The sequence below is a fragment of the Adhaeribacter rhizoryzae genome (genome assembly GCF_008629685.1).
Lineage (GTDB): Bacteria > Bacteroidota > Bacteroidia > Cytophagales > Hymenobacteraceae > Adhaeribacter > Adhaeribacter rhizoryzae.
In genome coordinates, this window is sequence record NZ_VWSF01000010.1 from 89,561 (window position 1) to 103,859 (window position 14,299).

The following is a 14,299-nucleotide window of genomic DNA, read 5'->3' on the forward strand; positions in this document are numbered from 1 at the left end:
TTGGGCGAAGTTAAATAATTTTATATCAAATAGAAATGACACCTACCCGTTTAGAGCAACTTTTGGAATTTTATAAAGAAGATCCGTCTGACGCTTTTACTGTTTATGCCTTAGCCACCGAATACTTAAAAATAGATACCCAGAAATCAAAAGAATATTATGAGCAACTGCTCGCCGAGCACCCCAACTACGTGGGTACTTACTACCATGCTGCCAAACTGTACGATGAATTGGGCCAAAAAGATGAGGCCGAACAGGTTTATAAGAAAGGAATGCAAATTAGCCGGCAGGAAGGCAACATGCACGCTTTCTCAGAATTACAGCAAGCTTACAACAAATTTATGGGCCTGGATTACGAAGATGATTAATCATCTTCTACCCTATTTTTCTTCTCCGCTAGCTTCAGAAATCTAACTGTAAACTTTTTACCAGGCCTCCCACCAATAGTTAATCGGTTAAAGGTGGAATTCTGGTGGGCGTATCGGCACCCGAAATAATGCTGGTTGCGCCTTTCGCAATAGCTTTAATAATTTGCGTCATGTTGCTGATATTCAAGCTTTCAAACTCATCGTCTACGGAGTGATATAATTTATCGGTATCTAATTTATCGGAAGATATGCTGTGCGCAGGTACGCCTAAGCGGGCTAACGTGGCATTATCGGAACGGTAAAATAAATTTTGCTGGGTGTACGGGTCCGGATGAAACTGGTAAGGGCTGCCGGCCAGGTTCTTTTGCAGAATAGTGCCAAAATCGGAACGTTCGAAACCCGTAATAAAACCCGCATTTGGCCCGAACTGCGATTCTTTACCAATCATTTCAATGTTAAACATGGCTGAGATTTTAAGCGGGTCTAGTTGCTTCGAGAAATATTGGGAACCAAAACCGCCTACTTCTTCGGCGGTGAAAGCCACAAATATTAAGGTGCGTTCGTTGTTTTTCTGCTTTTTAAAATGTTTCGCTAATTCTATAACCGCCGTGGTGCCCGAAGCATCATCGTCGGCGCCATTGGCAATAGAATCGCCGTTAATCGGCTCTAAAATGCCAATATGATCGTAGTGGGCCGAAAATATAACGAATTCTTCTTTCCGGGATTTGCCCGGCAGCACCCCAACCACATTATTTAGTGTCTGTTCGGTTACCTTGTTTTTTATGGCCACCGTAAATGTATTTATTTGGGGTAAGTCCGTTAAAATAAATATTACGCCGTTTGGCTGTTTTTGCAGTTTAATATTGGAATGCTCCAGGTAATTTTTGTAGCGTTTAAAGATGGCGGCATGCGCGGGATCTACCAAAACCAGCGTGTTTTCGGTCTGGTTTAAATATTTACCGGCTTCGGCCACAAAATTGGCAGAAGCAGTAATATTTGCCTGCTTAACGGCCGGATTGTTCTGGGTTAGGTTAAGTTCTTCTGTTGCAACACTGGCAATCACCGCTTCGGCGGGTATAATATCGCCGTTTAAAGTTACCTGCTGACTGGTAGGTTTAATCTGGTAAGTAGTAAAAGATTGCTCGTAAGTATTTAAACCCGACAAATGTTCTAAGCCAATTTTTTTAAACTCCTGCTGAATAAAGCTGCTGGCTTTTTGAATACCCGCCGTAAACACTTGCCGGCCCTGCATATCATCCGCAGATAAAGTCCGGACAATCCGGGCTACTTCTTTCTCTTTAATTTTTATTTTCTGAGCCGTTGCCGGCCCTAAAAAGCCTAAAGACAGACCTAAGATTAAATAGCGTTTTTGCATAGTTTTATTCGGTATTAAATGGCATAAGGCCTTCCGGCCTGGTAAAAATTGTAATTGCGTATATTAATATTGGCTGTTGCAATTACGTAATTTTAAACAAGATTTTGTTTCTTCTGGAATATTTGAATACAGCAACTCATTTAAAACATCAAGTGCCCAAACTAACTATACCCGGAGAAGAACTATTAGACGAAAACTTTACAATAATTCTAATATAATATTTACCCCCAACTCGTTATAAAAATAACATTACCTACAGTTTCACTTGCTTTAAAATATCTACAAATATTCCTACAATTAATAAACTTCCATTACACTAATTTGCGTACATACCCCACGGAAAATTTATTCTTTATGAAAAAGCTTTTAATTACCTGTTTATTTTTAGTCCTGGGTCTGGCCTATAGTTTTGCCCAAACGGCACACAGCCATACCCCAAACCATAGCTGCTGCACCAACCCCTACCAGGCCCCAACCGCTTTTGCTATGCTAACCCATGATAAACAATTTGTAAGCGGCCACGCCTCGCCGTTGCCTTACGTACACGTGAGTGCGGTTGGCAAAATGATAACCTTTAGTACACCCGATGGTAAAACCGGACGCGCTTACGAGTTAAAGCCAGCTAAAAAATCGAATAAATATTTATTTGTTTTCCAGGAATGGTGGGGTTTGAACGACCACATTAAAAAAGAAGCCGAAAGCTATTTTAATGATTTAGGTGAAGTAAACGTAATTGCCCTGGATTTATACGATGGCAAAGTTGCTACCAATTCGGAGGAAGCTGTTAAACTGGTGCAAGCTGTTAATTCTGAACGAGCAGAAGCCATTATTAAAGGTGCCCAGGAATACGCGGGTAAAAAAGCCGAAATTGCAACCATTGGTTGGTGCTTTGGCGGAAGCTGGTCTTTGCAGGCAGCCATTATTGGGGGTAAGAAAACAGTGGGGTGTGTTATGTTCTACGGCATGCCTGAGAAAAATGTAGATCGTTTAAAAATGCTAAATTCTGATGTACTGGGATTTTTTGCCGGAAAGGAAAAAAATATTAACCCCGAAGTAGTTAAAGAATTTGAAGCCAACATGAAAGCTGCCGGCAAAAAAATAAGAACCCGCATTTACGATGCCGAGCACGCTTTTGCCAATCCTAGCAACCCTAACTACCACCAGAAATTTGCCGCCGAAACCCACCGCTTAGCAGCCAGCTACTTACGTGATCGTTTCGATTTAAAAGAACAATTCAACCTAAAGAATAACTAAGGGTAAGGAAATATTTTTAGTAAAAAAGAGGAGGTTAACAGTTGTGTTAACCTCCTCTTTCTTTTTTGAGTATTTTACAAACGCTTATTTTAATTTATAAACCCAACTGCTCCCTCAATTCATAAGTAGCCCGTAATTTATTTACTAATCTTTCCGATTCGGCAAAGTTTAAAGTTTGGGCACCATCGGAGGCGGCCTCTTCGGGTTTTTCGTGGGTCTCGTAAATAATACCGTCGGCACCAGCCATAACGGCGGCCAAAGCCATTGGCTCAATGTACTCCCGTATACCGATACCGTGCGAAGGATCTACAATAACCGGCAAATGGGTTTTATCTTTTAAAATCGGAACTGCGTTTAAATCTAGAGTATTGCGGCTGGCCGTTTCGTAGGTCCGGATGCCGCGTTCGCACAAAATCAGTTTTTCGTTACCGGCTGAAAAAACGTACTCTGCCGAATACAACAATTCATCAATGGTGCCGGAAATGCCACGTTTAATCATCACGGGTTTATCAACTTTGCCCAGCTCATCCAGTAAATTAAAGTTTTGAGTGTTGCGGGCACCCACCTGAAATATATCTACATAATCCAGCATGGGCGCAATCTGCGACACCTGCATTACTTCGGTAATAATTTTAATCCCGTTCTCGCGGCACATGCGGTAAAATAACTTTAAGCCATCTATGCCCAAGCCACGGAAAGAATAAGGTGAACTCCGGGGTTTAAACACACCGCCCCGCATAATTTGAATATTATTGGCCTTTAAATGGTCGATGGTTTTCTGAATCTGGGTCTCATCTTCGATGGAGCAAGGACCGGCCATAATGGCAAAATTGCCTTGTTTAATTTGCAGCCCATTGCCTAAATCTACTACCGACGGATTTACTTTCCACTTCCGCGAAACCAGTTTAAAATCGTCAGAAACCCGGTGTAAATCTTTAATGCCAGGCATGTGGCCGATGGTCCGGATATCAAATTCACTTTTCCCGATGCCCACCAAATAATTGCAGCATTGGGTGTTCACCTCCGTTACTTTGTATTTCACCGACTTTAATCTGGAAACAATAGCGGCTTTTTCCTGCTGCTGTATTCCTTCCTTTAACTGAACAATCATTTTTTAAGCGGTTAGCTTTTAGTGGATAGTTTTAGCAATTCAAGATTTAAAAGGATACAACTAAGAAATAAATACTCGTAGTTAGTATTCTAATTATTAAATACTTAAATATGCCTTACTAAATAAATTATTCAAACTTAAGATTTAAGCAGAAACAGACTCCGGAGCTTTTACTTCCTGGATGAATTGCCTGATATTTTGCTCCAGGTTTTCTTTCTCCTGAATTACTTTGATAAAGGCACTACCAATAATGGCACCCTCAGCGTATTTACAAGCCAACTGGAAAGAAGAACGGTCGGAAATGCCAAAACCTATTAGCTTCGGATTTTTCAGGTTTAGGTTTTGAATGCGTTGGAAATATTGTAGCTGCTTGCTATCGCCGCCCACCTTTATACCGGTGGTGCTGGCCGAAGAAACCAGGTAAATGAAAGAATTAGTTAAATCGTCAATTTTCCGGATGCGTTCTTCGGCGGTTTGGGGTGTTACCAGGAAAATAAGGCTAAGGTTATATTTCTGGAACAAAGGCAGATATTCTTCTTCATATTCGTGCAAAGGCATATCCGGCAAAATTAGACCGTCAACGCCTACCCGCGCTGCTTCCTGGCAAAACTGCTCTATCCCAAACTGTAGTACTGGGTTCAGATAGCCCATTAGAATAATCGGCAAACTTACCTGGGCGCGTACTTCTGCCAATTGACTGAATAATTTTCGGATAGACATACCGTTGCGCAAAGCCTCTGTATTACTCGCCTGAATAGTGGGACCATCGGCTAAAGGGTCGGAATAAGGCATGCCAATTTCTACAATATCAGCGCCGGCGGCTTCCAGGGTTTTCAGCACTACGCCGGTGCTTTCGAGTTCGGGGAAACCGGCGGTAAAATATACGTTCAGGAGATTCTCCCGCTTCTCCCGGAATAAGGTAACTAATCTATTCTCCATTTGGTTTTTCGATATCTTCGAGGTAATTAATAATAGTCGCTAAATCTTTGTCGCCGCGGCCCGAAAGGTTAAGCACCACCACATCAGTTGGCTTCAGTTCCATTTTATTTAAAGCCGATAATGCATGGGCCGATTCTATGGCCGGAATAATGCCTTCCAGTCGGCTTAGCAACACCACGCTTTGCATGGCTTCGTCGTCGGTGATGCTGAAAAACTTGGCCCGGCCGGTTTCCCACAAATGTGCGTGCATGGGCCCAATACCCGGGTAATCCAGACCAGCCGATATAGAATGCGGTTCAACTATTTGGCCGTCTTCAGTTTGCATAAGCAAAGTTTTGCTACCATGAATAATTCCCAGCGTACCTAATACCGAAGTAGCCGCCGAAAAGCCTGTTTCTACCCCGTGGCCGGCGGCTTCTACGGCTACTAATTTTACATCGGGCTCGTTCAAGTAATGATAGAAAGCACCGGCGGCATTGCTCCCACCACCTACACAAGCCACCACGTAATCCGGATTAGCACGACCTTCTTTTTCCTGCAACTGTTGCTTTACTTCTTCGCTTATAACTGCTTGAAAACGAGCCACCATATCAGGGTAAGGATGCGGACCTACTACCGAACCAATAATGTAATGGGTATCTTCCGGATTGCTGATCCAATCCCGGATGGCTTCGTTTGTCGCGTCTTTTAAAGTCTGGCTGCCGGATGTTACGGGCACTACGGTAGCACCCAATAATTGCATGCGGGCCACGTTTGGCTTTTGGCGCTCCGTATCTATCTTGCCCATGTATACCACGCATTCTAAACCGGCCAAGGCGCAAACCGTAGCCGTAGCCACGCCATGCTGACCAGCCCCGGTTTCAGCAATGATACGGGTTTTGCCTAAGCGTTTAGCCAATAATATTTGCCCAACCGTGTTATTTATTTTGTGTGCACCGGTGTGGGCTAAGTCTTCGCGCTTTAAATAAATTTTGGCTTTAAACTTTTCGGATAACCGTTGGGCGTAGTACAAAGGTGTGGGCCGGCCTACATAATCGCGCAGCAAACCTTGCAATTCTTCCTGGAAACCCGGTTCATAAATAATCTCCAGGTATTTTTGCCGAAGTTCTTCTACGTTCGGGTACAGCATTTCCGGAATATAAGCGCCGCCATAATTACCATAGTACCCGCGTTCATCAACTGAATATTTCATTAATTTAGGATTTATAGCCAGTTTTTCCAGCCAAGCTTAAGTCTTTTATATCATTAATTTACGTCAGCTAAAGTACTGACTCACAGTAATATTTATCTTTTCATCTAAATATTAGGTTGTGGTTTCTGGCTCCCGTATTTGTCGGAAAAACGATGCTACTTTGTTGCTGTCTTTCAAGGCCGGGCTTAATTCAAACCGGCTGTTAATATCGATACCTTTTAGCAAGGGCAATTCTAAAGCTTTTATTTGCGCTGCATGCTCCAGATCGATGCCGCCACTCATGAAAAAAGGTGTTTCGCCGGAATAATTTTTTAATATTTCCCAATTAAACCGCACGCCATTGCCGCCGTATTCTTTTCCTTTAGTATCGAATAAATAATAATGGCAGGTTCCTTCGTAAGGCTTTAACGTATTAAAATCAAACGCATCATCAACCGAAAAAGCCTTTAACACTATCAAAGAAGCCGCTTTGAGTTCCTGACACATTGCCGGCGATTCCTCTCCGTGTAGTTGTACCGCATCCAGCTTATATTTTCTTACTTTTTCGAGAATATTTGCAACCGGTTCATTTACAAAAACCCCAACTTTTTGGGTACTCGTTGGTATCTGGTTTAAAATTTCTGCCGGAAGTTCTTCGCCTACAAACCGGCTTGATTTCGGGTAAAAAATAAAACCGAGGTAGTCTGGTTTTAAAGCCAGAATTGCTTCAATATTTTCTGCTTGCCGCATGCCGCACACCTTCAACCGGAGGGTATCCTGGGTTAATCTATTATCCAGATTAGCAGCAGCTTGCATACTTAAACTTCAGTTGTTTGTTGTAGCGCATGAATAAAATCGGCACAAGCTTTCTCGGGGCGGCTGGTTTTCATAAAGGCTTCGCCCATTAAAAATCCTTGGTAACCAAATTGGCGCAAATCCCGGATGGTTTCGGGTTTGCCAATGCCACTCTCCGATACTTTAATAAAGCTATCCGGAATAAGGGCGGCCAGTTCTTTAGAGGTTTCGATGCTGACGGTAAAATCTTTCAGGTTGCGGTTGTTTACGCCAATTACATCTACTTTGTCGCTGAGGGTGCGCTCCAGTTCTTCCCGGTCGTGTACTTCCAGCAATATTTCCAGCCCTAGCGAGCGGGCAAAATCTGCCAGTTGGTTAAGCTTAGGTGTTTCCAGAATACCGGCAATCAGCAATATTACATCGGCCCCAATTGATTTGGCCTCTATAATTTGGTATTCATCCACGATAAAATCTTTGCGCAGAATGGGACAGAAATTATACTTGCGGGCAGTAGTTAAGTCTTCGTTTTTGCCGCCGAAATAATTCTGGTCGGTTAGTACCGAAAGCGCCGAAGCACCCGCCTGCATGTAACCCATGGTTGTTTTCTCGACGGAAGCATGAGGGTTTATCATACCCAAGGACGGCGACTTGCGTTTAAACTCCGCAATAATGCCACTTAAATTTGGCCGCAAGAGATATTTTTTTAAAGAAACGGGCTGCGTTTCGAAGTAGATGCTCCGCTCCAGTAATTTTACCGGCACAATACTTTTGCGGTCGGCTACTTCTGTTTGTTTATACGCCGCAATTTCTTCCAGAATATTCATTTTTGTTACGTTAACTATGGCTTAAAACCATAGATGAAAAGTTTAAGTAAAACTTAATATTATATTTAAAATAAGCAACTTAATTTAATTGCAGATAAATATTACTTGTACCTTTAAAATTAAGCAAGCAACTTTTTAAAGGCCTGCAAAGCATTGCCCGATTCCAAGGATTCGCGAGCGGCGGCGATGGCCTCCGGCACCTTTAATTTAGGGTTAGCGCAAAATATTGCCATGCCGGCGTTGGCGATTACCGCATTTTTCTGCGTTTCGGTTCCTTTGTTTTCCAGCACATTTTTAAAAATTGCCGCCGATTCTTCTACGGTGTCACCCCCTTTTAATTCAGCCTGATTAACGGTTTTAAACCCTAACGATTCCGGCGTAAGCAGGTGTTCGCCTTCGGCCATTACCATTTTAAACGGCGAGGTTAGAGATATTTCGTCGTAGCCATCCAGCGAATGCAGTATAATATAGCGCTTGTTGGTTTGCTGATATAAATAATTATATAGCCGCAATAGTTCGAGGTTAAACACGCCTACCATCTGAAAATTAGGCAGCGCCGGATTTACCATGGGGCCCAGAATATTAAAAAATGTTTTCAGTCCAAGTTCTTTCCGGATCGGGCCAAAGTTTTTCATGGCCGGGTGGAAAACCTGGGCGTGTAAAAAACAAATATTGGCTTCGTCGAGTTTACGGCGCAAAAAATCCGAATCATTGGTAAACTGATAACCAAAGTGTGCCATTATATTGGAAGAGCCGCAGATAGACGATACCCCGAAGTTACCGTGTTTGGCTACTTTGTAACCGGCTCCGGCCACTACAAAAGAAGCCAGCGTGGAAATATTAAAAGTATCTTTGCTGTCGCCGCCGGTGCCGCATAAATCTATTACATCGTGGGTACCCAAATCCGGCTTGATGCACAATTCGAGCATGGCATCGCGAAAACCTTCCAGTTCACTTACGGTAATATTCCGCATCAGGAAAACCGTAATAAAAGCCGCCATTTCGCTTTGGTTATAACGGCCCTGACTCAAGTCCATTAAAACCTGCCGGGCAGTTTCTTTTGTAAGGGCCTTTTGCTCAATTAAATGAATTAATATTTCTTTCATAATAATTTAAGGTGCTGCTTTGCTAATGTGCTGATGTGCTAATGTGCTGATGTGCTAATGTGCTGATTTGTTAATTTAAAAATGTAGCAATAATAGGTTGTTTTCCAAAGCTTTAAACATAAGGCTACTAGCTAAAAAACAAATCCTAACAACTAATTACTAATTGCTAACAACTTAAAAATCAAATCCAGCTTTTTTTAGGCGTAATAGAGCCTTTCAGCCAGGTACGCATCATGGTATCGCCATGCTCAGTTAAGATAGATTCGGGGTGAAACTGCACGCCTTTTACATTGTATTCGCGGTGGCGCAAGGCCATTATTTGTCCTTCATTATCTACGGCCGTAACTTCCAGTTCGTGGGGCATTGATTTAGGTACTACTACCCAGGAATGATAGCGGGCGGCTTTAAATTCGTGGGGTAAACCCCGGAATATTGGTTCGTTGTTGGAAGAAACCCGGATGGGTGTAGCTACGCCGTGCACGGGTTCCGGTAAATTCAGGAGCGAACCACCAAAAGCTTCGGCAATGGCCTGGTGCCCCAGGCAAACGCCAAATATTTTCTTGGTAGGTGCGTAGCGTTTAATTAATTCGGGCATAATACCGGCTTCGGCAGGTACGCCCGGACCCGGCGAAAGCAGAATATTATCGTATTCCTCCACCGCATTCAGCTCAATTTTATCGTTCCGGTAGACATCCATCTTCGAACCGTAACCTAGCTTCTTAATTAATTGCACCAGGTTATAAGTAAACGAATCGTAATTATCCAACACTAATATTTTCATCTTCTGAAAAGTTTAAAGTTTAAGGTTAAAAGTTGAAGGTTATCCACTATTGCCTTAAACCTTTAATATTTACTTTATTTTATTCCGGTAATCTTTAATGTATTTAAACTTTCAACCATTAACCTTATTAAATATCTGCGGCTAAAATTAAGGCTTTGCGGAGGGCTGCTAGTTTGTGGTTTACTTCGTTTAGTTCCGACTCCAGCACCGATTTAGCTACCACCCCGGCACCCGCCTGGTAATACAAACGGTTTTGCACGCTTAGGAAAGATCGGATCATAATGGCGTGGTTAAAGTCGCCGTTGAAACCAATAAAGCCAATGCAACCACCATAATAGCCCCGGCCGGTTGGTTCCAGTTCATCTATAATGCTCATGGCTTTATATTTAGGCGCGCCCGATAAGGTGCCGGCCGGGAAAGTATCGGCCACCATTAACATGGGGGCTACTTCTTTGCTGCGGTTGCTCGTAACTTTAGAAACCAGGTGAATAACGTGCGAATAATATTGCACTTCTTTAAATACCTCCACGTTTACATCGTCGCCGTGGCGGCCCAGGTCGTTACGGGCCAAATCTACGAGCATTACGTGTTCGGCATTTTCTTTGGGGTCTTCGTAAAGTTTGCGGGCCAGTTCGGCGTCTTTGGCATCGTCGCCGGTGCGCCGGAAAGTACCGGCAATCGGGAAAATACTGGCTTTATTGCCTTTTAATAATATCTGAGCTTCCGGCGAAGAACCGAAAATTTTAAAATTGCCGTAATCGAAATAAAATAAATAAGGCGAAGGATTAATGGAGCGCAGCGCCCGGTAGGCATTAAATTCATCGCCTTTAAAACCTTGCGAGAACCGGCGCGAAAGCACAATCTGGAACACATTGCCAATATTACAATGGTGCTGCCCTTGTTCAATTACTTTTAAAAATTCTTCGTCGGTATAGTTAGACGTTTCGTCGTCGTTGGCTTTAAAAGAAAAAGAAGGAATATTTTTATTGCGGATAAGCGCTTCCAGATTAGCCAAACCTTTGCCGTCGTTGTTTTCGTCGATGCTGTGTTCAAAAATATACAGGTCGTTTTTGAAATGATCCACCACAATTACGTAGCGGTACAGGCTATAGTATATTTCGGGTAAACCTTCGTAAGCCGTTTCTTTAGGCCGGAAATTTATATCTTCGTAATACGTTACGGCATCATAAGCCATGTAACCAAACAAGCCGTTGTTTACAAAATTATAATCGTGCTTTTTAACGTAGAAGCAGTTTACAAACTCTTGCAGGTGCCTTACGGCTTCGCGCCGGTCTTCTAAAGCAATTTGCTCTACTTTGCCATCCGGAAAATATTGGCTGATTACGCCATTCTTTAATTCAAATCCACCAATCGGATCGCAACAAATATACGAGAAGCTATTTTCATGACCATGATAATCAGAGCTTTCCAGCATAATGCAGTTGCGGTATTTATCGCGCAATTGTAAATAAATACCCACCGGGGTAACGGTATCGGCTAATAAATGCTTGTGAACCGTATAGAGTTTAAACTTATCCATTTAAAAAGATTCGTTGATGTAAGTAAACAAAAAAGCCCAAGTGTGAACTTGGGCTTTCTTTTATGCGCTATGATAAAATTACAGGTATGCCGCGTTCACGCTCTTAGTTTTCTAAAAGGTGCCACCAACCAGCAGTATGTAATGTTATGTTCTTCATTCTGTCGCAAATATAAAGGTGCTTTTGGTTTATCCAAAATATTTTAATTTAAAATTGAGCGAAGGCAGGTTTAAGTTGTAGCCTGCTAATTAATTAGTTTTTGTATCCGGAATATTACGCCATTTACGGCTGCTTGCTTATAGCTTAACTTTTATTCTGATCCTACTACTTTACCTTTCCCCGCTAATACTGCTTGGCGGCTCGAATTTCAGAAATAAATCAATTTCAGCTAACCAAATATTACTCCAATTTAGCAGCAATATGGATTTTAGTAGTAGCACAATAAAATTTGCCCCGTTAAATATTTACTTTTGTTAATATTTAAATTAATGCTACGCTAGTGTTTAAATTTAAATAGAAGTTCAAGCAGTCCATTTATGTCATTCAGGAGGAACCTATTTGGTTGCCTGCTAAATAGTTTCATCCTGAATGACACGAGTGGACTGCTTAGACCAAAAATCTGTTTCGTTTTAATCTTGTGGAACACGCAAATTATAATACTACTTTTTCCCCCACCTTAACTTTATTTCATTATTAAAGGCTTTATTTGCTGCTAATAGGAATATTCAACCTGAGTAAAAATTTATTACCTGAAACTGGTTTAATGAAAAGATATTTAACGCTTAACGAGTGGTCGCTAATTGAAGAGGGCTTTTACCCGGAGTACAATAAAATAACCGAAAGTGTTTGCAGCCTCGGCAACGGCCGCATGGGCCACCGGGCTAGTTTCGAAGAAAAATATTCCGGCGAAACCCAGCCAGGCCATTATGTAGCCGGCATTTCTGACCAGAATACCGGAACATCTGAATATTCTAACCAACTACGCAACGCACCCAATTGGATAGGAATTAATGTAGAAATAGACGGAGAAGAACTCGATTTAGCTACTTGTCAGGTGCTGGATTTCCGGCGGGAACTAAATATGCGGGAAGGTTACTTGGAACGAACTTTTCAAGCGCAGCTGCCTAGCGGCAAAACCGTAGAAGTTTCTGCGTTGCGGTTTACGAGCATTGCCGACGATGAACTGGGTGCTATCCGGTTTGCTATAATGCCTTTAAATTTTAGCGGGGCTATTTCGCTTACACCTTATATAGATGCCCATGTTAATACCACAAATATTAATACAGAACAAAAATGGCAGGAGATTGACCGCGAAGTAGAACCGGGCGCTGGGTTTATTATTACCGAAACCCCCAATATCCCTTTCCAGGTTTGTACCGGCATGCGCCTGCAATTAGAAAAAGATAATGCCGGCGTAGAAACCACCGTGGCCCTGATTAGCCAGAATAATTATATTGGCAACCGCTTAACAGCTACCGTAAACGAAAACGAGCAACTGGTGCTCTATAAATACGCCGCCGTAGTAACTTCCGAAAATTACCCCACAGAAAAATTAGCTATTGCCTGTAATTTAGCCCTGGAACGCGCCAAGCAAATTGGTTTTGCCGAAATGTTGGATGTCCAATCGGCGGTTTGGGCCGAAAAGTGGCAACTCAGCGACCTGGTGATTAAAGGAGATTTAGCGGCGCAGCAAGCCATCCGGTTTAATATTTTCAGTTTAAACCAAGCGTATACCGGCGAAGATGAAAGGCTGAATATTAGCCCGAGCGGGTTTACCGGTGAAACTTACGGCGATGCTACTACCTGGCCTACCGAAGTTTACTGCCTGCCCTTCTACCTGGCTACTACCGAGCCGCACGTGGCCCGCAACTTACTCGTTTACCAATACCAGCATTTGCCCAAAGCTATCGAAAATGCGCAAAAGTCAGGTTTTAACAATGGTGCTGCCCTGTTTTCCGAAAGTACCTTAAATGGAGGAGAAAACCTTGATAACCTGGAACTTATTGCTGCCGGAATTCACCGGAATGGCGCTATTGCTTTGGCCATTTACGATTACATCTGTTACACCGGCGATACAGAATATTTATACCAACACGGCTTAGAAATATTGGTGGGCATTGCTCGCTTTGGGGCACAACAGGTAAACTGGTCGGAGAAGAAAAACAAATACGAGCTTAATCCTAATAATTGGTACACCAACGCACTAGCCGCCTGGACTTTGGAATATACTTTAGCCGCTTTGCAAGAGGTAAAACAAACCGCACCTACTCGTTACGAAGCTTTAAAAGAAATATTAAACTTCGACGAAGAAAAGGAAACTGCCAATTGGCTGGAAATATCAAATAAAATGTATTTCCCGGTAGACGAAGAAAAAGGTATTTTTCTGCCACAGGATGGCTATTTAGAAAATGAACAAATATTAGAAACAAAACCCGAAACCAACGAGCAGCAGATAATACCGCACCCAGATGTGCTGGAAGGCTTATATTTTTTAGAAGAACGCTACGACTTAGCTGCCATTCGCCGGAATTACGATTTTTACGCAGCCCGCACCGGACAAAAAGCTGCTTCCTTACTGGGCATACACGCTGTTCTGGCTGCCAAACTAGGCTATTTAGAACAGGCTTACGATTATTTCATGCGTTCGGCCCGCTATAATTTAGACGATTACCGCCACGAAACCGAAAAAAGCTGCGACCTAACCAGCATGGCTGGTGCCTGGTTAGCGGTAGTAAAAGGTTTTGGCGGAATGCGCGTCCTTAATAATCAGCTTTATTTAAATCCAATTAAACCCGAGCAATGGCAATCTTACACTTTTAAAATCCGGTTCCAGGGCCATTTACTCGATATTACCGTTGCTCAATCTACTATTAAAATCCTGAACCAAGACGACCAACCGTTCACTTTTTACCTCTATGGCAAAGCAGAAAATATTCCGGCAAATAATATAGGCAGCTTTAAGCGGCAGCCTGAAAAGGTTTAAGGCATTTCGTCCGGTTAATTATTTGTGGTTAGCGCTACTTCTAAAAAAACATTC

The 14,299-nt window shown here is 42.6% G+C and carries 12 protein-coding genes; 3 read left to right on the forward strand and 9 right to left on the reverse strand.

Annotated features, from left to right (window positions below):
• Nucleotides 1–35 precede the first annotated feature (35 nt).
• Nucleotides 36–368, forward strand: coding sequence for a tetratricopeptide repeat protein (locus F0145_RS14020; RefSeq protein ID WP_150089044.1), 333 nt, complete (start codon nucleotides 36–38; stop codon nucleotides 366–368).
• Nucleotides 369–447: 79 nt separating this feature from the next.
• On the opposite strand, the gene F0145_RS14025 is transcribed toward F0145_RS14020, so the two are convergent.
• Nucleotides 448–1,743: a M20/M25/M40 family metallo-hydrolase gene (locus F0145_RS14025; protein WP_150089045.1), complete on the reverse strand. Its 1,296-nt coding sequence runs from the start codon at nucleotides 1,741–1,743 to the stop codon at nucleotides 448–450.
• A gap of 354 nt (nucleotides 1,744–2,097) precedes the next feature.
• On the opposite strand from F0145_RS14025, the gene F0145_RS14030 reads away from it, so the two are divergent.
• A complete protein-coding gene (locus tag F0145_RS14030; RefSeq protein ID WP_150089046.1) occupies nucleotides 2,098–2,997 on the forward strand; it encodes a dienelactone hydrolase family protein in 900 nt (299 codons plus the stop codon).
• A gap of 94 nt (nucleotides 2,998–3,091) precedes the next feature.
• On the opposite strand, the gene aroF is transcribed toward F0145_RS14030, so the two are convergent.
• From aroF to F0145_RS14070, 8 genes are all read right to left on the reverse strand, one after another.
• The gene (gene aroF, locus F0145_RS14035) at nucleotides 3,092–4,108 is read right to left on the reverse strand and encodes a 3-deoxy-7-phosphoheptulonate synthase (RefSeq protein ID WP_150089047.1); all 1,017 of its coding nucleotides are present in this window, start codon (nucleotides 4,106–4,108) and stop codon (nucleotides 3,092–3,094) included.
• A 144-nt stretch (nucleotides 4,109–4,252) separates the two neighbouring features.
• The gene (gene trpA, locus F0145_RS14040; protein WP_150089048.1) at nucleotides 4,253–5,047 is read right to left on the reverse strand and encodes a tryptophan synthase subunit alpha; all 795 of its coding nucleotides are present in this window, start codon (nucleotides 5,045–5,047) and stop codon (nucleotides 4,253–4,255) included.
• On the reverse strand, nucleotides 5,037–6,239 hold the full coding sequence (gene trpB / locus F0145_RS14045; protein ID WP_150089049.1) for a tryptophan synthase subunit beta: 1,203 nt from the start codon (nucleotides 6,237–6,239) through the stop codon (nucleotides 5,037–5,039). Before trpB ends, trpA begins: the two co-directional genes overlap by 11 nt.
• A 111-nt stretch (nucleotides 6,240–6,350) precedes the next feature.
• Nucleotides 6,351–7,034, reverse strand: a complete 684-nt coding sequence (locus F0145_RS14050; protein WP_150089050.1) for a phosphoribosylanthranilate isomerase — start codon at nucleotides 7,032–7,034, stop codon at nucleotides 6,351–6,353.
• A 2-nt stretch (nucleotides 7,035–7,036) separates the two neighbouring features.
• A complete protein-coding gene (gene trpC, locus F0145_RS14055) occupies nucleotides 7,037–7,837 on the reverse strand; it encodes an indole-3-glycerol phosphate synthase TrpC (RefSeq protein ID WP_150089051.1) in 801 nt (266 codons plus the stop codon).
• A gap of 119 nt (nucleotides 7,838–7,956) precedes the next feature.
• The gene (trpD, locus tag F0145_RS14060) at nucleotides 7,957–8,943 is read right to left on the reverse strand and encodes an anthranilate phosphoribosyltransferase (protein ID WP_150089052.1); all 987 of its coding nucleotides are present in this window, start codon (nucleotides 8,941–8,943) and stop codon (nucleotides 7,957–7,959) included.
• 181 nt (nucleotides 8,944–9,124) lie between these two features.
• Nucleotides 9,125–9,724 (reverse strand): anthranilate synthase component II, encoded by a 600-nt coding sequence (locus F0145_RS14065; protein WP_150089053.1) that lies wholly within the window; start codon nucleotides 9,722–9,724, stop codon nucleotides 9,125–9,127.
• Nucleotides 9,725–9,851: 127 nt separating this feature from the next.
• Nucleotides 9,852–11,264 (reverse strand): anthranilate synthase component I family protein, encoded by a 1,413-nt coding sequence (locus F0145_RS14070; protein WP_150089054.1) that lies wholly within the window; start codon nucleotides 11,262–11,264, stop codon nucleotides 9,852–9,854.
• Between the two features lie 761 nt (nucleotides 11,265–12,025).
• Here F0145_RS14070 and F0145_RS14075 point away from each other — a divergent pair.
• Nucleotides 12,026–14,245 carry a glycosyl hydrolase family 65 protein gene (locus F0145_RS14075; protein WP_150089055.1) on the forward strand — a complete coding sequence of 740 codons (2,220 nt, stop codon included), beginning with the start codon at nucleotides 12,026–12,028 and terminating at the stop codon, nucleotides 14,243–14,245.
• The last annotated feature ends 54 nt before the right edge of the window (nucleotides 14,246–14,299 follow it).

Bases quoted from the DNA above. Each gene is read 5' to 3' on its own strand.
- F0145_RS14020 (WP_150089044.1), top strand. From the start codon at position 36: ATGACACCTACCCGTTTAGAGCAACTTTTGGAATTTTATAAAGAAGAT.
- F0145_RS14025 (WP_150089045.1), bottom strand. From the start codon at position 1,743: ATGCAAAAACGCTATTTAATCTTAGGTCTGTCTTTAGGCTTTTTAGGG.
- F0145_RS14030 (WP_150089046.1), top strand. From the start codon at position 2,098: ATGAAAAAGCTTTTAATTACCTGTTTATTTTTAGTCCTGGGTCTGGCC.
- aroF (WP_150089047.1), bottom strand. From the start codon at position 4,108: ATGATTGTTCAGTTAAAGGAAGGAATACAGCAGCAGGAAAAAGCCGCT.
- trpA (WP_150089048.1), bottom strand. From the start codon at position 5,047: ATGGAGAATAGATTAGTTACCTTATTCCGGGAGAAGCGGGAGAATCTC.
- trpB (WP_150089049.1), bottom strand. From the start codon at position 6,239: ATGAAATATTCAGTTGATGAACGCGGGTACTATGGTAATTATGGCGGC.
- F0145_RS14050 (WP_150089050.1), bottom strand. From the start codon at position 7,034: ATGCAAGCTGCTGCTAATCTGGATAATAGATTAACCCAGGATACCCTC.
- trpC (WP_150089051.1), bottom strand. From the start codon at position 7,837: ATGAATATTCTGGAAGAAATTGCGGCGTATAAACAAACAGAAGTAGCC.
- trpD (WP_150089052.1), bottom strand. From the start codon at position 8,943: ATGAAAGAAATATTAATTCATTTAATTGAGCAAAAGGCCCTTACAAAA.
- F0145_RS14065 (WP_150089053.1), bottom strand. From the start codon at position 9,724: ATGAAAATATTAGTGTTGGATAATTACGATTCGTTTACTTATAACCTG.
- F0145_RS14070 (WP_150089054.1), bottom strand. From the start codon at position 11,264: ATGGATAAGTTTAAACTCTATACGGTTCACAAGCATTTATTAGCCGAT.
- F0145_RS14075 (WP_150089055.1), top strand. From the start codon at position 12,026: ATGAAAAGATATTTAACGCTTAACGAGTGGTCGCTAATTGAAGAGGGC.